Below are 23687 nucleotides of genomic sequence, written 5' to 3'. Positions count from 1 at the left end.
TTTTAATTTGCGGAGATTTTCCAAATGGGCAAAATCATCGGTATTGATTTAGGTACTACGAATTCATGTGTTGCTGTATTAGACGGCGACAGTGCAAAAGTTATTGAAAATGCAGAAGGGGATCGCACAACCCCATCAATCATTGCGTACACAGAGGACGGCGAAACTTTAGTTGGTTCACCAGCTAAGCGCCAAGCGGTTACAAACCCTGCTAACACTTTGTTTGCTATTAAACGTTTAATTGGTCGTCGTTTTACCGACAAAGAAGTACAGCGTGATGTTGATATCATGCCTTACAAAATTGTTGGTGCAGACAATGGTGACGCTTGGGTAGAAGTTAAAGGCGAAAAAATGGCGCCTCCTCAAGTATCTGCTGAAATTTTGAAAAAAATGAAAAAAACAGCAGAAGACTATTTAGGTGAAACAGTTACAGAAGCGGTTATTACTGTACCTGCATATTTTAACGATGCACAACGTCAAGCGACTAAAGATGCGGGTCGTATCGCTGGTTTAGAAGTTAAGCGAATTATTAACGAGCCAACGGCCGCTGCATTAGCGTACGGTATGGACAAAAAAGGCGGTGACAATGTTATCGCAGTATACGACTTAGGTGGTGGTACTTTTGATATTTCAATCATCGAAATTGACGAAGTAGATGGCGAGCATACTTTTGAAGTATTAGCGACCAATGGTGATACTCACTTAGGTGGTGAAGACTTTGATAACCGTTTAATTAACTACTTAGTCGACCAGTTTAAATCTGATTCAGGTTTTGACCTGAAAAAAGATCCATTAGCCATGCAACGCTTAAAAGAAGCAGCAGAAAAAGCTAAAATTGAGTTATCTTCTTCTCAACAAACTGAAGTTAACTTACCTTACATCACTGCCGATGCATCAGGTCCTAAGCACTTAAACATCAAAGTCACTCGTTCTAAATTAGAGTCGCTGGTTGAAGAGCTAGTTAAAAATTCATTGGCGCCAGTTAAACAAGCATTGGCTGATGCAGATTTATCCGTTAGCGACGTTAACGACGTTATCTTAGTGGGTGGTCAAACTCGTATGCCTATGGTGCAAAAAGCCGTTGAAGAATTCTTCGGTAAAGCGCCACGTCGTGACGTAAACCCAGATGAAGCGGTTGCTGTGGGTGCGGCTGTTCAAGGTGGTGTGTTATCTGGTGACGTAACCGACGTATTATTACTTGACGTTACCCCATTATCACTGGGTATTGAAACCATGGGTGGTGTTATGACTGCTCTGATTGAGAAAAATACGACAATCCCTACCAAAAAGTCGCAAACATTCTCAACAGCCGATGACAACCAAGCTGCGGTAACTGTTCATGTGCTTCAGGGTGAGCGTAAGCAGGCGTCAGCGAACAAGTCGTTAGGTCAGTTTAATTTAGAAGGTATTCGTCCGGCGCCTCGTGGTGTTCCACAAATCGAAGTTACTTTTGATTTGGATGCGGATGGTATTTTACACGTATCTGCAAAAGATAAAGATACAGGTAAAGAACAGAAGATTACTATTAAAGCCTCTTCTGGTTTGACAGACGAAGAAATCGAAAAAATGGTACGTGAAGCCGAAGCAAACGCAGATTCTGACAAAAAGTTTGAAGAGTTAGTGCAGGCGCGTAACCAAGCTGATGGTTTAGTACATTCAACTAAAAAACAAGTTGAAGAAGCCGGTGGTGATTTACCAGCAGACGACAAAGAAACAATTGAAAAAGCAATTGCTGATTTAGAAACTGCGATTAAAGGCTCAGACAAAGAAGAAATTGATGCTAAATCACAAGCATTGATTCAAGCGTCTGCCAAATTAGTTGAAATTGCCCAAGCAAAAGCACAAGCGGATGCAGGTCAAGCAGGTGCTGAGCAAGCTAGCACTGCAGAACAAGCGGCAGACGACGTAGTTGACGCTGAGTTCGAAGAAGTTAAAGACGACAAAAAATAATCAATTTTTTGGGCAGTCTTAGGGCGCTGGTATTGACCAGCACCTAACATCATTCATTAAACGGGTGCCTGGCACCCGTTTGTACGTTAAGTCGTAACCTGACCGAGCGAGATATATGTCGAAACGCGATTATTATGAAGTACTGGGCCTCGAGCGTGGTGCCAGTGAAAGAGATATCAAAAAAGCCTACAAGCGTCTGGCAATGAAATATCACCCTGACCGAGCTAAAGGTGATAAATCTTTGGAAGAAAAGTTCCGAGAGATCAGTGAAGCTTACGAAGTGCTAAGTGATTCACAAATGAAAGCCAGATACGACCAGTATGGCCACGCTGGGGTTGATCCGCAAATGGGCGGTGGACACGGTGGCGCTGGTGCACAAGATTTTTCTGATATCTTTGGAGATGTATTTGGTGACATTTTTGGCGGTGGCGGAGGCGGAGGTCGTCGTCAACGTGCCCAGCGTGGTTCTGACTTAAGATATAATTTAGAACTCTCGCTGGAAGATGCTGTACGCGGTAAAGATGTCGAAATTCAAGTGCCGACTTGGGTCACATGTCAGCCGTGTGATGGTAGCGGCGCTAAACCAGGCAGTAAACCACAAACTTGTAGCACTTGTGGGGGGCATGGTCAGGTGCAAATGCGCCAAGGTTTTTTTGCTGTTCAGCAAACCTGTCCAACCTGTCATGGTCAAGGCACTATTATTAGCGACCCTTGTAACCATTGTTCTGGTCAAGGCCGGGTACAAAAAAGCAAAACCCTATCTGTTAAAATCCCGGCCGGTGTTGATACAGGTGATCGCATTCGGTTAGCCGGGGAAGGTGAAGCGGGACCGAACGGAGCAGCGTCTGGTGATCTTTATGTGCAAGTTCACGTAAAAGAGCATGCAATTTTTGACCGTGATGGCAATAATTTATATTGCGAAGTGCCAATCGGGTTTACCACAGCCGCGCTAGGTGGTGAAATTGAAGTGCCAACCTTAGATGGTAAAGTTAAATTAAAAATTCCATCAGAAACACAAACAGGACGTATGTTTAGAATGCGCGGCAAAGGGGTGAAGTCGGTTCGTAGTGGCGCTGTTGGTGATTTATTGTGTAAAGTCATCGTAGAAACACCTGTTAACTTAACAGATAAACAAAAAGAATTATTAGAATCGCTAGAAAGCGAAATGAAAGGTGGTGCGGCTCGCCATCGGCCAAAAGAAAGCGGATTTTTTGACGGTGTTAAAAAATTCTTTGACGACTTAACCAGTTAGTCTAAGCTAAAATAAAGCCACCAAACGGTGGCTTTTTTTTGAATGAAGGATCTTAAAATGATTAATAAAACATTATGTAGTGCTATGTTAGTCGTTGGCTTGTTAGCCAGTTGTGCAAAATCCCCAACAGGGCGGAATCAAATACTCTTGTATGGTGATGAACAAATGGCTGAAATGGGTTTGCAGAGTTTTTCGGCAATCAAACAAGAAGAAAAAATATCAAAGGATCCTAAACTTAATGCGTACGTGTCGTGCGTTGCAGATCAGATCATTAAAGTGCTACCTGATGAATGGAAATCGGATTGGGAAGTGGTTGTATTTGACAGCGAGCAGGTCAACGCGTTCGCTTTGCCAGGCCGTAAAATTGGAGTTTACACAGCTATCCTGAACGTTGCCGAAAACCAAGATCAGTTAGCTGCGATTATGGGACACGAGGTTGGTCACGTAATTGCCCACCATGGCGCTGAGCGCGTGTCGCAAAACTCACTTGCACAAGCTGCATTGCAAATTGGACAAGTGGCCACCCAAGGATCAGAATATCAAGCGGCCACTATGGCTGTGATGGGGTTAGGAGCTCAATACGGAGTGCTATTACCTTATAGCCGAACGCACGAATCAGAAGCTGATGTAATTGGTCTTAAATATTTAATGGAAGCCGGTTTTAAACCAGAAGCCTCAATGCAGCTTTGGCGTAATATGAATAAATTGGGTGGCGATCGACCGATGGAAATACTGTCAACTCACCCAGCGCCTGAAACTCGAATTGAAAACCTGGCCAATCACATTGAAAAATATAAACAAGAAGGCGTGAAAGCGCTTTATCAACGACCTAATTGTAGCCGTTAATGTCAAAAAAGTTGTATAAAACCATTCGTATTGCAACTTGGACGATCGGTAGCCTAGCACTGCTTATCTTCTGGTTGTGGTTCGACTATCTAAGGCCGACTAGTGGGCAAATTGATGCGACTAAAAGTTATGGATTTAATCCAATGATTTGGTCGCGCGGCGCGGGCGATTATTCGATGGCAAACCCGCGCCAAACAATGTATCTATCGGTTTTGAAAAACCATTTAGCGGCAGGTATGCCCGCGATCGAAGTGGAGCGTTTGTTAGGCCAGCCAGATGCTCATCAAGCTAAAGCGTATTATTATTTGTTAAGTTATGACTTAAATGACTCAGAATATCAGTATTTGGCGATTCAGTTTGATAATCAGCAAAAAGTGCTGATGTATTACAGGTACACCAGCACTTCAGCTCTTAAATGATGTTTCTATCTTTCTGGTAATCGTTTTTACTTTTTTCAAAACAGGGTAGGCCTTTTTCTGCTTCACAGCTTAATTCCAGGCATTGGTAGTCGTCTGAATTTGGCAAAAATACGGTCTCTGCTGCGCTGATAAAATCAGCCAATGAAAGCTGATTAATTCGCTCTATAATCCTTAAAGTGCGGCGAAATTGAGTATCTTTTAACCCTATTGCCATCCAATGTTGCAAGGCACTGCTTTGCAGCGTGCTATTTGGCTCTTGTAGCTGGTGAATCAGACCTTTTTTCACGCGATACCAGATATCATCAGTCATCTGTGTTAAATATTGAGGAAAATAGGCTAACAAACCATGGATATTTTGCCGGATAGTCTTATTGTCATGCGAGTTTGATTGAACATACACAATAAGTCCTGGGGTTTGGTTTAGTGGAAAATAAGAGCTTCCCACTAAATAACCAAGCTGTTCTTGTTTGCGTAAGGCATTAAAAACTAACGGGCTTAGTACTTGGTTAAATAACATATACAAAGCGGTAAAGTGTTCGCTGTTTTCAGGCGCTTGAAAATAAGCAACCACTGCATTGTCATCGTGTGGGTATTGGTAATTTTCTGCATGGCAGCCAAGATCTATTGCATACACAGCGCGTTTTAGTTCGGCACACGGGCGGGCCCGACTAAAAAATTTGTGTTTAATGCTATTTGCAATTTCTAGTGCTTGAGTCATATCCCAATAACCACAAATCAGTGCTTCTAAGTTGATTCGTTCAAATAAGTGCACACTGTATTCAGCAAATTCACCGATCGATAGTTCGGTTAGCTCATATGCTAATGCCGAATGGTCATACTGGTTATTCTGCAACATATTAGACAGTTGGCGGAAAAGGGCGTTGGCCGGACGGATATGCTTCTGATCTAAAAAGCTATTAATGACCTTTTGTTTGTGATTGTTAAAAACGCTTTCAGATAGGTGTCGAACACAGAGCTGACTTAATATTTCGCTCACTAATAAGTGTTGGTTTTGGGCATATCCAGAGAACTGAAAAGTCAACCCACCCTGGTGAGGTGACAAGGTGAAATTTAAACCGGCTGCACGTGCGTGATAACTTTTAGTTAGCAATTCATCCATTAAAATTTCAATAAACAGGCGTAACATCGCGTGGCGGCGGATGTTGCCTTGACTATTGGGTAAATCAACCGATACATATATTTGGCCTAACGGGCTTCGAAAACCAGTTTCTTGCTTGAACCAAATTAGGCAGCCATCCTCGTCAATAATTTTATCTGGCTGGCGGGTTTCGACTGCGATCAGGTTATCTTTGGTCAGCGCAGTGATATATGGATTTTTTTGTGGCAGACGAAAGTCAAAAACATTTGGGGCTATTTCACTAATTACGTATTTAAAGTCCCTTTTAGCATAAGGCGTTTGATAATAGCGACTAATATGATCAAATTTAAAATTTGGTGATAATAAGGTAAGTCTAAGTTTATGCGGCGATAGATGCTCTAATGCATTGTTTAGCCATTCAGGCGACATCTGATCCATTCGGTAAGGGCCATATAACCAGTCTTGCACTGGATAAAGCTGCATATTGGTCGCCAACATGCTCGCCCACTCAATGGGTTTGCCAGGTTCAAGATGATAAAATTCAGTTTCGTTCAGTTGTTTTTTGTCTTGATACAGTGCGGTGTCAAAACTTTGATTTTTTAACCAATGAATATAACTGAATAAAATATGGTGCACTTGGTTAATATTCTGCAAGCCATTGTCTGTTAATTGCAAGCTTAAGTTAAAATCTAACGTATATCCATCGTCTTGGCCACACGCCGCAGTAAGAGTGCTGCACAAATCTTGTCTGACGAGTGTCTGATATAAGCTGCCTGGGCCTTCATCGCCAAATAGCGTTAATAGATACTCGATGCTTTTATTTTGATAGTTATTCCCTTCACTGGGCACTGCAAAAGTATAGATTGCTCGTTTGATGGCTCTGATCGGTTGAATGTCAAATTGCAAACCTAAATCTTGCATACGATATAGGGGGGCTGATTTAGCCGGTATCGTATTTTTTTGTTTTGGAATGTCGCTAAAATGTCTAATTATAAGGGGCTTAACCTTTTCGGCGGGCCAAGGGCTGACGATCACAAGTTTTATTTTTTGCGCGGTGATATGGTTTTTAAAGTGTTGCTCTAAAGCATTAAACAGGGCATCTTCACCCAGAGCCATTAAGCTGGCAAAGTTACCAGCACTGAATTGACTAAAAGGATGCGCCGGATTGCTATTTTCTTTATGAACATCGTTTAAACGTCTAATTTCGTCCTGAATTTTTGATTTAAATTCAGACTCTAAAACATTGACCTCACGACGTACTATGTCTGTTCTGAATTCTGGGCAGACAAAAAAGCGACTAAATTGTGCCAACACAGGTTTGGCATATTGAATATTGCAGTCAAAATAAAAGTTAGTAAATTCGCTGCTTGTCGTTGCGTTCACGCGGCCCGAAAACTCTTCTAATTGCTCGGTAAAATTAAATGTATCGGCAGGGTAGTCTTGACTGCCTTGCAACAGACAATGTTCTAATAAATGAGATAGACCAGGAAACTCTGGGGGATCTTGAAAGTGGCCTGTGGCAATAGTTAAAGCCACTGCAAATTTTTTACTGGCGCCATTTGCAACAATGAGCGCCTCCAAACCATTCTCAAGTGTTATCGGAGAATAGGTTTGCGCATCATGCTGACTGGTAATAATCACAGAAAATCCTTAGCTTGATTGAGCGATCGTTCACAAATTGCAAAATTTACTATATTTTTGCATCCAACTGTTTTATTTTATCCTACGCTATGAATATGCCAGCGGAATATATTACTTAAGATGTATATTTTCGCAACCAATTTGAGAATAACATAAAGAGACTGATAAGCCAGCATGTCTACACATCTATATATTGTTCGCCATGGTGAAGCTGAACCTAATCCGTTAGCTGATAAAACTCGAAATCTGACAGATAATGGAAAACATGAGTGTAATAAGATAGGACTCTGGATTGCTAATCAATGCAAGCTATTCGATTTAGTGTTAATTAGCCCATATACCCGAGCGATTCAAACTTGGCATATGCTCGCTGCAGCCGGCATCCGGGCACAGCGCTTTGAATACCTCAATGAACTTCAGCCTGACTCTAATGTGGATGATTGTGTAAACGTTATCCAAGCCTATGCGCAGGGGCTCGAAAATGTTTTAGTAATATCACATCTGCCATTGGTGTGTTTTTTAGTGGACGAATTGGTTGCGGAGGCTTGTCCTTTGTTTGCAACCGGTACAACAGCCCACCTAGAGCTTGTTGATTTTCAGCACAAGGGCCATATCCAAGAAATAGTTTCGCCTTCGCAACTGACAGGCACGCCAATAGATACTGCCGTCGACGCGCTGCAACCAATTAAATAAAATCTTGACCTAAGTTGAGTAATGCTAACAACGCACCATCTCCGCCCCATTCGAGAGGGGCCTGATGGATAGCAATGACGTCTGGGTGTTGCATCAGCCAAGCAGGGCATTTTTCTTTTAAAATACCACTGCCTTTGCCGTGCACAATGCAAATGCAAGGACTATGAAACTTTCGTGCTTGACTAATCATTTCGGCCAATTCTAATTTGGCTTCTTTTTTAGTCATACCGTGCATATCTAAGACCATTTCTGGGCTGTGCAGGCGTTTTCTAAGTTGCTTAGCGAGATCTGTGGGGTAACCAGACTGCACCCAAGCGATAGCTTTGCCAGCCGGAAAGTAGGGGCTGAAATCGTCAGAAAAATAATAGGCAGCCTCACGCAGACCCTCTTTTTTAGCGACGGCATAAGGATCTTTTTTGGTCTTTTTTTTAGCTAAAACCACTTTGTCATGCGTTAGCGGTTTAACACCAGCCATTGCTTGCATAAAAATTTCTGATTCGGCGCTGTCTGGTTTAGATTTTTCCGTCATTTAGTTTTAATCTGGTGTACAATGTGGCGCTATTATCTATTAAATAACCGACTAAATTCAAATGTTAGAAGAATCTCAGCAATCTTCGGTGGTTACCGAACTTAAAACTGTTTTTGATATGGTGCGTTGGTTAGCGTCAAGCTTTAATCATGCAGAGGTTTATTTTGGTCATGGCACAGACAATTCTTGGGACGAAGCTTATAGTTTAGTCTATCAAGCATTGGGTTTACATCAGGCACCAAATGCTCAGGTAGATAACGCTCGACTGCTTGAAGAAGAAAAACTACGCATCTTCGACTGGGCCATTCAGCGCATTAACGAGCAAAAGCCGTTAGCTTATATTACCAATACTGCTTGGTTTTGTGATTTCCCCTTTTATGTGGACGAGCGAGTATTGGTGCCCAGATCACCACTCGCTGAGCTTATTCAAAGTCAGTTTTTTGGATATATCGAAAGCCAACCGCAGCGTATTCTAGACTTATGTACTGGCAGCGGCTGTATTGCAATCGCTTGCGCTCATCAGTTTCCAGAAGCGGAAGTGGATGCGTTAGACTTAAGCCAAGATGCATTAAACATCTGTGAAATTAATGTAGAGCAGCATGGTTTGTGGCAGCGGGTTTTTCCGATTCAGTCGGATGTGTTTAGTGCCGTTTCAGGACAAAAATACGACTTAATCGTCAGCAACCCCCCTTATGTTGATCAAGAAGACATGGAAGACTTACCCAATGAGTTCCGTCACGAACCTGAGATGGGACTGGCAGCCGGTGAGGATGGGTTGGATATAGTACGTACTATATTGCGTCAAGGCGCTGATCATTTAACAGATGATGGGGTGTTAATTGTAGAAGTGGGCAATAGCCAAGTTCATATTGAAGCAAATTTTCCCGATGTTGAATTTAACTGGATAGAATTTAAAAATGGCGGTCACGGAGTTTTTTCATTCACTCGTGCCGAACTTATCAGCTATCAAGCCAGCTTTTCAACACCATAAAATAATAAGATTCAGAGGTTAGTATGTCAGGAAACTCAATCGGAAAACTTTTTAGTATTTCAACCTTTGGTGAAAGCCATGGTTTAGCGTTAGGTTGTATTGTTGATGGCTGTCCCCCGGGTATTGATATCACAGCAGAAGAAATTCAATTAGAGTTAGACCGCCGTAAACCCGGCACGTCCAGATACACGACACAACGTCGTGAAGCAGATGAAGTTAAAATTTTATCCGGTTTGTTTGAAGGTAGAACCACGGGTACTTCAATTGGCATGATCATCGAGAATACAGATCAGCGAAGCAAAGATTATTCAAAAATTAAAGATATGTTTCGCCCAGGCCATGCCGATTATACTTATCATCAAAAATATGGCATCCGTGATTACCGAGGTGGTGGCCGATCATCAGCACGTGAAACTGCGATGCGGGTAGCCGCAGGTGCGATCGCTAAAAAGTATCTTAAACAAACCCATGGTATAGAAATAAAAGGTTATTTATCTCAATTAGGCCCTATAACACCCGCTAAACTCGATTGGGAGCAAGTACCACTAAATCCGTTTTTTTTCCCAGATGAAGATAAGTTAGATGAACTGGACGAGTATATGAGAACACTCAAAAAGTCTGGGGACTCAATTGGCGCTAAAGTCACTGTGGTTGCAGAAAAAGTGCCCGTCGGTTTAGGTGAGCCAGTTTTTGATCGTTTGGATGCCGAAATTGCGCATTCATTAATGAGCATTAATGCAGTAAAAGGTGTTGAGATAGGGGCGGGTTTTGAGTCTGTTACTCAAACAGGTTCAGAGCATAGAGATTTAATGACTCCTGAAGGGTTTAAATCAAACAATGCGGGTGGTATTTTGGGTGGGATTTCAACTGGTCAAGATATAGTTGCCAGCATAGCGCTTAAACCTACCTCAAGTATTTCTATTCCAGGTGACACCATAAATACAAAAGGTGAATCTATTGAAGTAGTCACTAAAGGGCGCCACGATCCTTGTGTCGGTATTCGGGCTGTGCCTATAGCTGAGGCAATGCTGGCGATTACACTAATGGATCATTTGTTACGCCACAGAGCACAAAATTTAGGTGTGAGTACAGAAACACCAGATATTGCGCGTTTTTAGTGGGTGTTTAGCGCGTTAACGAGCCGTCTCAGCCAAGTTTATTTTGCTTATTTTGCAATTCTTGGGGTGGTTTCACATTATTTGGGGTTATATCTTGTCCATCAGGGGTTAACCCCGTTTGAAGTGGGTGTTGTACTAGCTGTTATGACCTGTGGTCGAATTATCGGCCCACTGGCAGGTGCTGCACAAACTTTTATCCGTTTACCTAAAAAAGCGATAATCGCAGCCAGCGGAGTTGCGCTTGCTTGTTTTTCTTGGGTTGCTGTCAGCGAAGGGGCCCTCTGGTTAGCGATGAGCCTTGGCTGTTTTGCATTTTTTTGGTCCGCTTTATTACCCCAGTTAGAAACCTTAAGCAATCTTGTTTTGCAAGGCGACTCACATAAATATAGTCGAGTACGCTTGTGGGGCAGTTTATCATTTATTTTATTGGCGATATTGGCCGGCAGCTTGTTTGAAATATTTGGTGTGGTAAAAACACTTGAATCTGCGACTTTGAGTTTGTTGGTGCTGCTTTTTGTTTGTTGTTTTCGATTGCCTGATGAGCCAACGGAAGTTGGTAGCAAAATCTCCGACCGCTCACTCATTAAGAGCGCACAGCCTTTTGTCGTATTTTCCTTTTTTGCTTGCTCATTTTTATTGCAAGCGAGCTTTGCCAGTTATTACGGATTTTTTTCGGTATATATGGAAGCGTCAGGCTATACGGGACAAATGACAGGCATTTTAATTGCTATCGGGGTCTTGGTTGAAATCCTGGTGTTTATTAAAGCCGGTTTCATTATGTCAAAAGCTTCGCTGTTGTCGCTTATGCTGTTTTGTTTGTTAATGACCAGTATGCGTTGGTTTGCAACTGCTTTTATTGCCGAACAATTGGTGTTGTTAATGCTGGTGCAAAGCCTACATGCGCTCAGTTTTGCCCTGTATCATGTATGTGCTCAAAAATTTATTTTTGATTATTTTCCAAAGGATCAGCAAAGTAGAGCGCAGGCGTTATACTTAGCGGTGTCGACGGGATTAGGTGGGGCATTAGGCAACTTGGCAACTGGCGCAATCTGGCAAAAAGTTGCTCACTATAGCTATTTTTTTTCGGCAATACTCTGTTTGCTGGCCGCCGCGTTAATGTATGCAGCTCGCCAGCACACCCTCGGTCGGCGTTGCATAACTTAATAACAAGCGCCTTACCTCGATTGGGGCTGCTAATAGGGTTTGGCTACGCCAACTTTCAATTTGTTTAAATTGCTCGCTCTCAGAAGGATTAGGCAAACGGGTAAAGCCCATTGACCATTGGCTAAAAAAGCGTTCTGAATGACACTCTTGTGAAACTAAAGTAATGTCATAATGACGAGGATCCTGTTTAATTTTATTAAATAAATGGATCACCTTATCTGACGGGCCTTCCAAACACTGAAAAAACATCCCAGCGCCAAACAATAAAACACCGGTAATATCGTGTTTTTGGTTGTTTTGTTCTGCATCTTTGGCGAGCGCCTCTAGTGCTAACCGGCTCATAGGCTGGCTAGCTTTGCTCCAATAGTTTATCTGATATATCACATCGTTCGGTAAAAATGTATTCATACTGCTAATTACGAAAGCAAACTAAAAATGGTTTAATTGTTTATTTAGTGATTGCATCTAAACTTAAACTAAATCCAGCTTCAAATATTTCTAAAAATCGTTCAGCTTCTGGACAATCGAATTCAGAGAGGGTTTCTCTGAGACGTTGTTGGGCAAGCTTAAATTCATCATTGCCGGCATTTACTTCTTCTACGGTTTTAAAATAGGCACTTAGGATGTCGGCCGCTTTTACGAGTTTATAGTCGTCGGCATTATGTTCATCCGAGCAAACCAGAGGCTGATAGTATTTTTGTAAGCGCTCCGGCAACATGGCAACTAGTTTTTGTTCAGCAATTTTTTCGATCTTTTTATACTCTTTAGCAATATCGGGATTAAAATATTTTACCGGATTAGGTAAGTCACCCGTTAATACTTCACTCGCGTCGTGAAATATTGCCAGTGTAGCGATCGAATCGGGCTGGCAATTGCCAGCAAAATATTCGTTGCGGATCACACCTAGAGCGTGGGCTATCATAGCCACTTGTAAACTATGCTCTTGCACATTTTCTGTCATGGTATTGCGCATTAATGGCCAGCGATTAATCAGTTTCATGCGGGCCATATAGGCAAAAAAGTGGCTGTTCATTGAATTTGTCATAATTTTTGCTGGTATTTGTTTAAAAATCGCTCTAATCGGTCGAAGGCCATTTCTAGGTCTTCTAAATGTGGAAGAGTCACAATTCGAAAATGGTCTGGTTTGGGCCAGTTAAATCCACTGCCGTGCACCATGAGAATTTTTTCTTGGCGTAAAAAATCTAAAATAAATTGCTCGTCAGACTGAATATTAAACTTTTCGATGTCTATTTTAGGGAATACATACATAGCCCCTTTAGGTTTAACACAAGATAAACCGTCAATAGCGTTTACCCTTTGCCAAGCATACATAGCTTGTTCATACAAACGACCTGTGGGCGCAATCAGCTCGTTAATGCTTTGGTAACCGCCCAGTGCAGTTTGAATAGCGTGCTGGCATGGCACATTCGCACACAGTCGCATTGAAGCGAGCATATCTAAACCTTCGATATAATTTTCCGCCAAATGTTTTGCGCCAGATAAAACCATCCAACCGGCTCTAAAGCCCGCAATACGATAATTTTTTGAAAGTCCAGAAAAGGTCACAGTCAATACATCATCACTTAAAGTAGCCGTCGGTACATGTGGCTCATCCGTGTATAAAACTTTATCGTAAATTTCGTCACTATAAATGATTAATTGGTGCTCACGCGCCAATGCAATAATTTGCTGCAAAGTTTCTTTTGAATACACGGCACCGGTTGGGTTATTGGGGTTTATCAAAACAATGGCTTTACATTTATCGGTAATTTTGGCCCGCATGTCAGCAATGTCAGGTGCCCAATCATTTGCTTCATCACATCGATAATGGACAGGCTCTCCACCGGATAGCGCAACTGAAGCTGTCCAAAGCGGGTAATCCGGGCTTGGCACTAATACCTCATCACCTATATTTAACAGCCCCTGCATTGCCATTACGATGAGTTCGCTGACCCCGTTACCTATATAGATATCTTCAACATCTAGGGTGCGTAGACCTTTTTGCTGGTAATACTGCATCACAGCGACACGGGCCGAATATATGCCTTTCGAATCACTATAACCTTGGGCTGTAGGTAGATTACGGATCACATCTTTTAAAATATCGTCTGGTGCTTCAAAACCAAAGGGCGCAGGGTTACCTATGTTTAGTTTTAAAACCCGATAGCCATCTTCTTCTAAGCGTTTTGCTTCTTTTAATACAGGGCCACGGATGTCATAACAGACATTTTGTAATTTATCAGACTGCTTGATGAGCTTCATTTTTATTAGGCTTAATAGGGATTTAGATTTTTAGATTCTACAATAAATTGACCTATTAAGTCGTTACCTTAAAAAACAAAATTTTATCGGGATTGATATTGCAAAAAAGCAGTTTTAAAACAAAATGTATAAAATGTAAACAAAAGGTTTATTTATGTGTGCTATTTACTATAGTTATAAAAGCGGTTTACTAACTAGACATGAGCACGAGGATTAGACAATGGCACACACAATGCGCAAAGAAGAAAATGCTCTGCACGATAATGAGCTCGGCAGAGTTATCCCTTGCAATAAACTTGAATTCAGTGATCCGATAAAGTGGCTTAGATTAGGCTTTGTTGATTTAACGCGCGCCCCACTGGTCACTTTATTTTACGGTATTATTTTTACCTTGGTACCTATGTTAATAATGTATTTGGTATCGTTAACAGATAACCACTTAGTGATTGCGCCTGCGATTGTGTGTTTTATGCTCATTGGGCCTTTTTTGGCCGCTGGATTATATGACGTAAGCTGGGAGTTTGAAAAAGGACACAAACCGTCACTTTGGCACAGTATTAGAGCCATGCACAGAAACAATGTCCATGAGTGGGGGTTTGCGCTGCTGCTTACCGTGATTATGATTTTTTGGTTGCGGATCGCATCATTAATTCACGCCCTTTATCCACCGTATGTTGAAGTTGAGTTAGCGGATTTGGCGCCATTTTTAATGGTGGGTGTCGGTGTGGGTGCATTAATGTCGGGGTTTGTATTTTTAATTAGTGCGTTTACTCAACCGATTTTGGTCGAGCGTAAGGTTGATTTAATGACAGCTGTTTTGTCGAGTGTTAATGCCGTGTGGTCAAATAAATTAGTGATGATGTTTTGGGCGTTGATAATTTTGGGATTTGTGGTAATTGGCTTTTTGACCCAGTTCATCGCGTTTTTAATTATTATGCCGCTGCTGGCTTTTGCGACTTGGCATGGATATATTGCAACAATTTCTACTAAACGCAAACGCAACTATTATTAGTCAGCAAAGCAAATTTAAGATAGATACAAGCTCAATAAAAAACCGGTGACTGTTAATGTCACCGGCTTTTATTTTTTGATTTAACGACCCAAATAGCTGGTTATCTTGTTAAGCAATCGCAATTTTAAACGGTTTAACTTCAACTTTTTGGTAAACACCAGCGGCAATATAAGGATCGGCATCAGCCCAAGTTTGTGCTTGCTCTAAAGAATCAAATTTAGCAATCACAGTTGAACCGGTAAACCCCGCATCACCTGGTTCTTCGCTATCAATTGCTGGATTAGGGCCTGCCACTAACAACCGACCCTGATCTTTTAACTCATTTAAGCGGGCAAGATGATCAGCTCGAGCTTTTTTACGTAACGGTAAGCTGTTTTCAACATCCTGGCTATAAATTAGATACCACATTAAGATTTGTCCTCGTTATTATCTTTTGGCAAGTGTGGATAAATACAAGCAATGGTTGCTATGGTAAATACCAAAGTAAGCCCCATAATACCAAACAGCTTAAAATTGACCCAAAAATCTTGCGAAAATTCATACGCAATATATATGTTTAATACTGCAATCGCGGCAAAAAAGCCGGCCCAAGCATACGAAATTTTTGCCCAAAGTGTTTTTGGAAGCTGTATTTCTTTGCCTAACAAACTTTCCATTGGGCATACTTTAAATACTGCTTGGCTAATAAAAATACCGATTGCAAATGCCGCGTTTACCACGGTAACTTTCCATTTAATAAACGCATCATCTCTAAAGTAGAGTGTTAAACCACCCATAATTAAAACAATCAAGAACATGGCTAACTGTTTTTTCGCTAGCCCTCTTTGTTGAATACAGGCATAAATCAAATGCGCACCTGTGGTGGCGATTAATGCTGCGGTCGCGATATAAATGTCGTACATTTTATAAACGACAAAAAATACCCCGATGTGCAGATATTCAAAAATATTTTGCATATAGTCTCTCTATTAATCTTGGGTCGCGGCTTTCATTTGTTTAACAAACGACTCAATTTCTTGTGCGGCTTTTGTCGGATCGGCTAAATTATTTTCAATTAATTTAACCACGGCTGAACCACTAATAGCTCCGCTGGCACCTGCTTGGATCGCGGCTTTGACATGTTCCGGTTTAGAAATACCAAACCCTAATAAGGTGGGTGGTGCATTGTACTCTTTCAGTTTAGCGACAATGCGCTCAACCGGCATAGCGGCTTCAGTTTCAGTCCCGGTGACACCGGCTCGGCTTAAAAGATAAGTATACCCAGTACCATATTCAGCAACCCGTTTTAATGAAGCATCTGTGCCATTCGGTGGTGCAATAAAAATAGCATCCACTTGATGTGCAGCGGCTGCTTGTCTAAATAAAGCGCTTTCTCGCGCTGGCACATCGGCAACTAAGACTGAGTCAACACCTATGTCGGCACATAGTTTATAGAAGTTATCAATGCCGCGGGCAAAAACTAAGTTGCTGTACAATAATAAGCCGATAGGGATTTCACTGTTATAGGCCCTAATTTTGGATAATAGCTCAAAACAGTGTTTGGGTTTTACGCCAGCCTCTAATGCACGAATATTTGCTTTTTGGATCGTAGGTCCGTCAGCAATAGGATCAGAATAAGGGATCCCTAATTCGAGCGCGTCTGCACCTCCATCAATGAGGGCTTTAACTATGTTAAATGAGCTTTCTAAATCTGGGTCGCCTAACGTTACAAAAGGAACAAAAGCGCCTTGTTTTTTTTCTTTTAGTTGGCTAAATAATGTTTGGTAACGGTTACTCATAATGACCTCCTTGCTCAAGTACATTGTGAACGTGGGTTAGGTCTTTGTCGCCACGGCCTGATAAATTGACTACGATAATGGTTTCTTCTGTTACGTTTTCGGCTAGTTTAGTCGCGTACGCAAGCGCATGCGACGACTCCAATGCTGGAATAATTCCTTCGCAGCGGCAAAGTTTTTGAAATGCCGCTAGAGCCTCTTCGTCGGTAGCAGCAACATATTGGGCACGGCCAGTTTTATGTAAATGGGCATGTTGAGGACCAACGGCCGGGTAATCTAAACCCGCTGAAACCGAATACGACTCTTCGATTTGTCCATCTTCATCTTGCATGATATAAGTGATAGCGCCGTGTAATACACCAATCGTGCCTTTACATAAGGTTGCACCATGTTTTAATGTTGATAAACCATGGCCACCTGGTTCAACACCGACTAGTTTAACGCCGTCATCATCAATAAAGTCGGCAAACATGCCAATAGCATTTGAACCCCCACCAACACAAGCCAGTACATAATCAGGTAAACGGCCTTCAGTTTCTAATATTTGTTCGCGGGCTTCTGTGCCGATCATTCGTTGGAATTCACGTACCAAAGTTGGAAAAGGGTGAGGACCAGCGGCCGTGCCTAACAAATAATGGCTTTCTTCGTAGTTAGCCGACCAATCACGCAGCGCTTCGTTAACTGCATCTTTTAAGGTACCTGAACCTGCGTTTACAGGGATCACTTCAGCGCCCATTAGCTTCATTCTAAAAACATTAGGTTGCTGGCGTTCACAGTCTTTTGCACCCATATAAATACGGCATTCTAAACCGAGTAGGGCGCAGGCGAGTGCCGTTGCTACCCCATGTTGGCCGGCACCGGTTTCGGCAATCACGCGTTTTTTACCCATGCGTTTGGTTAATAAAGCCTGTCCGATAACCTGGTTGGTTTTATGAGCACCACCGTGCAATAAATCTTCTCGTTTGAGGTAAATTTTTGCTTTTGGGTTTGGCGAAAAGTTACGCGTTAGAGTCAGCGGTGTTGGGCGTCCAGCATATTCTTTTAATAAGCTTTCAAACTCTTTTTTAAACTCTGGATCTTCTTGTGATTTGATAAACTCTTGTTCTAATTGCTCGAGCGCAGGTACAAGCAATTCTGGCACATACATGCCACCAAATTCGCCAAAGTAGGCGTCTAATTGTTTAGTCATTGTAACCTCAATTCTGTTAGCAGCCTAACTGCGAAAAAATACGTTTTAATTTGTCACTGTCTTTAATGCCCGGTGCACTTTCGGCCCCTGAATTAATATCCAAGCCGATGGCTCCTGTTTGTTTTGCAGCAGCCACGTTTTCCGGATTAATACCGCCCGCCAACATAAAAGGTTGTGGGATCTTGGCATTATCTAATGTATCCCAGTTAAGGGGGTGTCCAGTGCCACCTGGTTGTTGTTTAGATCCTGAGTCAAGCAGCCAACGTGATACTTCGGGCGCTTGGGGAGGTGTCTCTTGCTCGGGATTAAAGGCTTTCCATATTTGACAAGTGTCGGGCAGCACCGATTTTAATTCAGAGATATAAGCAGGGGTTTCTTGCCCATGCAACTGCACAGCCGCTAAATTGAGCTGTTTGGCATTATTGACGACGGTGGCGATGGGTGCATTAACAAATACACCAACATAATTTAAATCAACCGCTTGGCAAATCGCTTGCGCTTGTTGCAAAGTCACAAAGCGTGGAGATTTTTCGGCAAAAATTAAACCACCATAAACCGCACCGGCCGCTTTTGCCGCAGCGGCATCTTGGCTTCGGGTTAACCCACAGACTTTGTTTTCGCCCACCACGAGTTTATGCACAGCCGCGGGTAAATCAGCTTGCGCCATCAGTGAACTGCCGACTAAAAAGGCATTTGCATAACGGCTTAGTTCGCTGACATGATCATGGGTGTAGATGCCTGACTCGCTAATAATAATGCGATCCTTTGGTATTTTTGGTGCTAACTCGCGTGTGGTTTGCAAGTCGGTCGACAGATCACGTAGGTTACGGTTATTAATACCGATAATTTTGGCGCCTAGCGCTATCGCTCGGTCTAATTCAACCTGATTTGAGACTTCGGTTAAAATATCTAATTGATACTGTTCGGCCAAAGCGGCTAATTCTTTGTATTGCTCATCATTTAATACCGACAGCATTAATAAAATGGCATCTGCATCATAATAACGTGCCAAATAAACTTGATAGGGGTCAATAAAAAAATCTTTGCATAAACAAGGTTGCTTGACCTGACTACGAACATATTTTAAATATTCATGATCGCCCTGAAAGTACTTTTTGTCGGTTAAGACAGAGATACCAGATGCATAATTTTTATACGCGGAAACGATTTCGTCTAAATCAAATACTTCTCTAATTAAGCCTTTTGATGGACTGGCTTTTTTACACTCAAGAATAAAACCCGGCTGGCGAGCTTTAAGTGCGTCATACAAACTTCGATCAGAAGGCGTTAACTGATCGATAAAACTTTCTAATTTAAACGTTTCTTTTTGAAGTTTTAATTCTTCTGCTTTGTCTAAGCAGATTTTTTCTAACACATTAGGCATTTGATAATTCCGCAAAATCTTTTAGAGTTTTAAGTGCTTTACCAGATTGCATTGCATCTAGTGCGCGCTCTGCGCCGCTTTTTAATGACGAACTAATGCCGGACATCCACAACAGGGCCGCAACATTAACCGCAACGGCATTTAAGTGCGCTGTTTTACCGTGGCCACTGAGCATATCTAAGCAGGTTTGCTGATTTTCTTGTGGGCTGCCGCCTTTAATGTCAGCGAGCTGGCATTTAGGTAAACCAAAATCGGCCGGACTCAAGCGATATTCAGTTAACTTGCCTTGGTTAATCTCACAAACTTGGGTTTCGCCATGTAAAGCGATTTCATCCAGCCCCGAGCCATGTACGACCATAGCGCGTTTAATGTTTAATTTATTTAAAGTTTCGGCAACTGGACGGATTAAATCAGGGCTATAAACACCTAATAACTGGATATCAGGGCAGGCAGGATTTGCTAATGGCCCTAAGATGTTAAAAAGTGTTCGCGTTTTTAGCTTTTGTCTAACCGGCATCGCATGTTTTACGCCAGCATGGTATTGCGGCGCAAAGAAAAAACAAATGCCACATTGGTCAAGGCAGTTACGTGCTTGCTCAGGGGTTGGGGTTAAGTTAACCCCTAGTGCTTCTAATAAATCAGAAGAACCAGATTTGCTAGAGACACTGCGGTTACCATGTTTGGTCATTTTTAACCCGCAAGCAGCGGCCACAATCGCACTAGTGGTTGAAATGTTGATGGTATCTGCGCCATCCCCGCCCGTGCCGCAACTATCGGCAATTAAATCGTCGGGACGGTCAAAATGCAATGCGGCTTTACGCATTGCCGCCGCTGCACCTGCAATTTCTTCAGGTGTTTCACCTTTAACTTTAAGTGCAGCTAACACAGCAGCAAGCACGACAGGGTCTACGTCACCTTGCATTACGTCGTTAAAAAACGCTTGTGATTCATCAATACTAGAATTTGAGCCGTCCAGTGCGTTATTTATTAGTGACATTAGGCTATCGTCTCCTCAGTTTGGCTCTGGGTTAAATAATGTAAACTCTGTTTTAATAATTTTGAACCAAAGGTGGTTAGTATGCTTTCGGGATGAAATTGGTACCCTAATACTTTATCTTCTTCGTGGATCACTGCCATTGGAATATCGTTAACTTCGGCAATTAAGCTCAATGATTGTGGCATTTCACTCGCCATTAACGAATGATACCGGGCAACAAAAAGTGGATTAGCCATATCTTTAAAAACAGGGTGATGGTTATGTTTTATCGGCGAAGCTTTACCATGCATTATTTCGCCTGAACGTCCAACTTTTCCACCATATGATTCTACTATCGCTTGATGGCCTAAACAGATACCAATAATGGGGTAGTGGCCTTTAACCATTTTTATCAGCGCTGGCATACAACCGGCATCCGATGGGGTACCAGGACCGGGCGAAAGCATTAATACAACTTTACCTTGAGTGGCGTTCATTTTATCGAAAATGGCTTCGGCGGTGACATTGTTGCGATAAACAATCAACTCGAAACCCATATTTTTTAACTCGTCTACAAGGTTATAAGTAAAAGAGTCAAAGTTATCTAATAAAAATACACTGGTTTTCATTTTAGGCCTCCTGCGCGGTCACAATCGCATTGATCACAGCTTGTGCTTTGCTGCGCGTTTCATCTGCTTCTGATTGAGGGTCTGAATCATAAACAACCCCAGCACCTGCTTGTACGTGCGCTGTGCCGTTTTTTACAAAGGCTGAACGGATAACAATACATGTATCCATATCGCCGTCACCGTTTAAATAACCAACGGCACCGCCGTAGCTTCCGCGCCTTTTTTGTTCAGTTTTGCGAATTAGTTCGGCTGCCCTATATTTAGGTGCCCCTATTAAAGTGCCCATATTTAAACAAGCTTGATATGCATGCAAAGCATCTAAATCTGATCTCAGTTTACCTTTAACTCGGGAGACCAGGTGCATAACATACGAGTAGCGATCAACTTTTTGCAAGTCACAAACATGGCGAGTACCAGGTTCACTAACTCTAGCAACATCATTGCGTGCTAAATCCACTAACATCATATGCTCAGCTAGTTCTTTTTTATCACTTCTAAGCTCTTGTTCAATTCGGCTATCTAGATCAGCGTTGATACTGCCATCTTCATTAAATCCACGTCGGCGTGTGCCTGCAATTGGATAAATTTCGACTTCGTTGCTAGCTTTGGTATATTTGACCGCAGATTCTGGAGATGCGCCAAAAAGTTCAAAGTCCTTATCACGCATATAAAACATATAGGGACTCGGGTTTTGTTTTTTTAATACGCGATACGCCGCGACTGAATCTTGGCAAGGCAAACTAAAAGTGCGAGATGGCACAACCTGGAAGATATCACCTGCTTTTATATGCTCCTTCAAGTTTTCTACTGCCTGACAGAAATCAGCATCTGAGATATCTACTTTTACTTCAAGATCAGCGGCTGGAATTGTTTGATTACCTTCACCATTCGACAGGTTTAATAATTGCTCATGGTATTCAGCTAAGCTATCGGCTCCACCGTTGTCATTTGGGCTGAAATTAAAATGTATAAGCTCCGCTGATTGCGCTTGGTGATCACAAATAAGCAAATTTTCAGCTAGATAAAACACATAATCAGGGCAGCTATTTTCACCCGTTGGGACCTCTGGCAGTTCTTCTACAACAGCTAACAGGTCATAACCAAATACACCACCTAAAAACGGTGCATCCTGCTCGTATTCGGCCGCTAATATTTGTCGTAAAACGGCAAATGGATTAGTGGTTTTTAAACGTTCATCTTCGTCTAAACCGGGGGCTGGTAGCGCAAAACTAAACTTAAGCGTATTTTCGCTATGTGATTTTACGTACTGAGCTAGCGAATCAGCCAAAGCCGAAATCACGCTTTGACCATTTGCATTAAACGCTTCAAGTTCAACATTTCTGTGGTTACATTCAATGCGTAAACATGTGTCTAAAAGCAAAATACTTTTTAAATTATCTTTACTGTCAATTTCGGCCGACTCTAACAACAGAGAGTAACAGTGGTCTTTTGCTAACTGATGATAAACCCTAAGTGGATCGGCAATATATTGGGTTTCTTTTTTAATGCTCGTAATCTTTGTATTCATAATCTTTTTTCGCTGTTAATCACAAAATTAAGGGACTTTGAGGATTTAACAGCTTCGCCAAGAACCTAAGTTGACTGTAAATTTTTGCATATTTTGCCTTTTTTCCTTTGTTTTTGCTATTGTTACACAGCAGATAATAAAAAAGCCCGCATTTGCGGGCTTTTTTGCTTAAAATTGCAACAATACACAGCTAGCCCGCACCTAAGTGAAGCTCCACCACCAAATTAAAGTTAATTGAGTTGTTTGTTTTGCTGTGTACACGGTTGAAATTCCATAAATAATTAATATGTCTAATGAAACCTATATTCATGTTAAAGTCAACCTTTTTTTAAATTAACACTAAGGAATTACTTTGAGCGCTCGATTTAAAATAGACCTTCACAGCCATACTTTTTGTTCCGATGGTGAATTGAGCCCTGAAGAATTAGTGTTGCGAGCAGCGAATAAAGATGTGCAGGTATTGGCAATCACAGATCATGATTGCATTGATGCTTTAATACCAGCTGCTGATGCGATCAAAAAACACAAATTAGCATTGCAACTGATTAATGGTGTTGAAATATCAACCCGTTGGCATGGATTTGAGATCCATATCCTTGGTTTAAATATTGCGCCGGACAATGCAGCGTTAACCGAGGCACTGCAACAGCAAATTGCATCTCGTGAAACACGTGCTCGTAAAATTGCAGAAAAGTTAGCGCGAGTGCTCCCCGAATTAGATGGCGATGCTTTGTTTGAAAAAATAAGCGATATGGCCAAAGGGGATAGTATTTCTAGGGTGCATTTTGCACGATATTTATTGCAGGAGGGTTACGTAAACCATATCCAAAAAGCATTTGATAAATATCTTGGCCGCAAAGGTAAAACTTATGTCCCGCCGCAGTGGATGAGTCCCGAACATGCGATTGAATTAATTCACGCCGCTGGCGGGCAAGCTGTACTTGCACATCCAACACGCTATGATTTAAATAATAAATGGGTACGCCGTTTAGTCACCGAATTTGCTCAAATGCGAGGGGATGCAATTGAGGTCGGTTTACCTAGACAAAATAATAATGAACTCATTCAATTAGCTAATTATGCTAAGCAGGCTAATTTAAGCGCATCACAAGGTTCTGATTTTCATCGAGTTGGCGGGCATAACGAACTTGGCCAACTATTACCATTACCAGAGTTATGTCAGCCGATTTGGCATAACTGGTCTTTTTTGACAAGGGGTTAAACCCGGGA

Annotated in this window: 23 protein-coding genes; 10 read left to right on the top strand and 13 right to left on the bottom strand. The window is 42.0% G+C overall.

The window, feature by feature from the left end; all coding sequences use genetic code 11:
* The first annotated feature begins 24 nt into the window (after positions 1-24).
* From dnaK to C727_RS0110775, 4 genes are all read left to right on the top strand, one after another.
* Entirely contained in the window at positions 25-1950 is a 1926-nt protein-coding gene (gene dnaK / locus C727_RS0110790; RefSeq protein ID WP_017445656.1) for a molecular chaperone DnaK, read from the top strand.
* 115 nt (positions 1951-2065) lie between these two features.
* Positions 2066-3202, top strand: coding sequence for a molecular chaperone DnaJ (gene dnaJ, locus C727_RS0110785; protein WP_017445655.1), 1137 nt, complete (start codon positions 2066-2068; stop codon positions 3200-3202).
* 57 nt (positions 3203-3259) lie between these two features.
* Positions 3260-4048, top strand: a complete 789-nt coding sequence (locus C727_RS0110780) for a M48 family metallopeptidase (RefSeq protein WP_017445654.1) — start codon at positions 3260-3262, stop codon at positions 4046-4048.
* Entirely contained in the window at positions 4048-4467 is a 420-nt protein-coding gene (locus tag C727_RS0110775; protein ID WP_017445653.1) for a hypothetical protein, read from the top strand. Before C727_RS0110780 ends, C727_RS0110775 begins: the two co-directional genes overlap by 1 nt.
* Here C727_RS0110775 and C727_RS0110770 read toward each other — a convergent pair.
* Positions 4460-7207: an insulinase family protein gene (locus C727_RS0110770; protein ID WP_017445652.1), complete on the bottom strand. Its 2748-nt coding sequence runs from the start codon at positions 7205-7207 to the stop codon at positions 4460-4462. The genes C727_RS0110775 and C727_RS0110770 overlap by 8 nt on opposite strands.
* Before the next feature lie 174 nt (positions 7208-7381).
* On the opposite strand from C727_RS0110770, the gene sixA reads away from it, so the two are divergent.
* Positions 7382-7900 carry a phosphohistidine phosphatase SixA gene (sixA, locus tag C727_RS18405; RefSeq protein WP_017445651.1) on the top strand — a complete coding sequence of 173 codons (519 nt, stop codon included), beginning with the start codon at positions 7382-7384 and terminating at the stop codon, positions 7898-7900.
* On the opposite strand, the gene smrB is transcribed toward sixA, so the two are convergent.
* Positions 7893-8429: an endonuclease SmrB gene (smrB, locus tag C727_RS0110760; protein WP_017445650.1), complete on the bottom strand. Its 537-nt coding sequence runs from the start codon at positions 8427-8429 to the stop codon at positions 7893-7895. The genes sixA and smrB overlap by 8 nt on opposite strands.
* Positions 8430-8490: 61 nt before the next feature.
* On the opposite strand from smrB, the gene prmB reads away from it, so the two are divergent.
* From prmB to C727_RS0110745, 3 genes are read left to right on the top strand one after another with little or no spacing between them, the layout of a single operon-like run.
* Positions 8491-9420: a 50S ribosomal protein L3 N(5)-glutamine methyltransferase gene (gene prmB / locus C727_RS0110755; RefSeq protein ID WP_017445649.1), complete on the top strand. Its 930-nt coding sequence runs from the start codon at positions 8491-8493 to the stop codon at positions 9418-9420.
* A 23-nt stretch (positions 9421-9443) separates the two neighbouring features.
* Positions 9444-10538, top strand: a complete 1095-nt coding sequence (gene aroC / locus C727_RS0110750) for a chorismate synthase (RefSeq protein WP_017445648.1) — start codon at positions 9444-9446, stop codon at positions 10536-10538.
* A 3-nt stretch (positions 10539-10541) separates the two neighbouring features.
* A complete protein-coding gene (locus tag C727_RS0110745; RefSeq protein WP_017445647.1) occupies positions 10542-11702 on the top strand; it encodes an MFS transporter in 1161 nt (386 codons plus the stop codon).
* On the opposite strand, the gene C727_RS18400 is transcribed toward C727_RS0110745, so the two are convergent.
* From C727_RS18400 to C727_RS0110730, 3 genes are read right to left on the bottom strand one after another with little or no spacing between them, the layout of a single operon-like run.
* Positions 11652-12110, bottom strand: coding sequence for a BLUF domain-containing protein (locus C727_RS18400; RefSeq protein ID WP_017445646.1), 459 nt, complete (start codon positions 12108-12110; stop codon positions 11652-11654). The two genes, C727_RS0110745 and C727_RS18400, sit on opposite strands and share 51 nt — an antisense overlap.
* 40 nt (positions 12111-12150) lie before the next feature.
* On the bottom strand, positions 12151-12747 hold the full coding sequence (yfbR, locus tag C727_RS0110735) for a 5'-deoxynucleotidase (RefSeq protein ID WP_017445645.1): 597 nt from the start codon (positions 12745-12747) through the stop codon (positions 12151-12153).
* The gene (locus C727_RS0110730) at positions 12744-13964 is read right to left on the bottom strand and encodes a pyridoxal phosphate-dependent aminotransferase (RefSeq protein ID WP_017445644.1); all 1221 of its coding nucleotides are present in this window, start codon (positions 13962-13964) and stop codon (positions 12744-12746) included. The genes yfbR and C727_RS0110730 overlap by 4 nt, the downstream gene beginning before the upstream one ends.
* A 220-nt stretch (positions 13965-14184) precedes the next feature.
* Between C727_RS0110730 and C727_RS0110725 the strand changes: the two genes are divergently transcribed.
* Entirely contained in the window at positions 14185-14976 is a 792-nt protein-coding gene (locus C727_RS0110725; protein ID WP_017445643.1) for a DUF2189 domain-containing protein, read from the top strand.
* A gap of 108 nt (positions 14977-15084) precedes the next feature.
* Here the strand turns inward: C727_RS0110725 and C727_RS0110720 are convergent, their stop codons facing one another.
* Genes C727_RS0110720 through C727_RS0110685 form a run of 8 tightly spaced genes read right to left on the bottom strand, consistent with a single transcriptional unit; the run spans position 15085 to position 22457 of the window.
* Positions 15085-15384, bottom strand: a complete 300-nt coding sequence (locus tag C727_RS0110720; RefSeq protein WP_017445642.1) for a YciI family protein — start codon at positions 15382-15384, stop codon at positions 15085-15087.
* Positions 15384-15932, bottom strand: a complete 549-nt coding sequence (locus C727_RS0110715) for a septation protein A (RefSeq protein ID WP_017445641.1) — start codon at positions 15930-15932, stop codon at positions 15384-15386. The genes C727_RS0110720 and C727_RS0110715 overlap by 1 nt, the downstream gene beginning before the upstream one ends.
* A 12-nt stretch (positions 15933-15944) precedes the next feature.
* Positions 15945-16754 carry a tryptophan synthase subunit alpha gene (gene trpA, locus C727_RS0110710; RefSeq protein WP_017445640.1) on the bottom strand — a complete coding sequence of 270 codons (810 nt, stop codon included), beginning with the start codon at positions 16752-16754 and terminating at the stop codon, positions 15945-15947.
* Entirely contained in the window at positions 16747-17940 is a 1194-nt protein-coding gene (trpB, locus tag C727_RS0110705; RefSeq protein WP_017445639.1) for a tryptophan synthase subunit beta, read from the bottom strand. Before trpB ends, trpA begins: the two co-directional genes overlap by 8 nt.
* A gap of 16 nt (positions 17941-17956) precedes the next feature.
* A complete protein-coding gene (gene trpCF / locus C727_RS0110700) occupies positions 17957-19324 on the bottom strand; it encodes a bifunctional indole-3-glycerol-phosphate synthase TrpC/phosphoribosylanthranilate isomerase TrpF (protein WP_017445638.1) in 1368 nt (455 codons plus the stop codon).
* The gene (trpD, locus tag C727_RS0110695) at positions 19317-20321 is read right to left on the bottom strand and encodes an anthranilate phosphoribosyltransferase (RefSeq protein WP_017445637.1); all 1005 of its coding nucleotides are present in this window, start codon (positions 20319-20321) and stop codon (positions 19317-19319) included. The genes trpCF and trpD overlap by 8 nt, the downstream gene beginning before the upstream one ends.
* Positions 20321-20929 carry an aminodeoxychorismate/anthranilate synthase component II gene (locus tag C727_RS0110690; RefSeq protein ID WP_017445636.1) on the bottom strand — a complete coding sequence of 203 codons (609 nt, stop codon included), beginning with the start codon at positions 20927-20929 and terminating at the stop codon, positions 20321-20323. The genes trpD and C727_RS0110690 overlap by 1 nt, the downstream gene beginning before the upstream one ends.
* 1 nt (position 20930) lies before the next feature.
* Positions 20931-22457, bottom strand: a complete 1527-nt coding sequence (locus C727_RS0110685; protein ID WP_017445635.1) for an anthranilate synthase component 1 — start codon at positions 22455-22457, stop codon at positions 20931-20933.
* 352 nt (positions 22458-22809) lie between these two features.
* Here C727_RS0110685 and C727_RS0110680 point away from each other — a divergent pair, with 352 nt between their 5' ends.
* Positions 22810-23679: a PHP domain-containing protein gene (locus C727_RS0110680; protein WP_017445634.1), complete on the top strand. Its 870-nt coding sequence runs from the start codon at positions 22810-22812 to the stop codon at positions 23677-23679.
* Positions 23680-23687: the final 8 nt, after the last annotated feature.

This window comes from Gayadomonas joobiniege G7 (assembly GCF_000300815.1).
Taxonomy (GTDB): domain Bacteria; phylum Pseudomonadota; class Gammaproteobacteria; order Enterobacterales; family Alteromonadaceae; genus Catenovulum; species Catenovulum joobiniege.
This window is presented reverse-complemented; position numbering and strand designations above follow the sequence as displayed.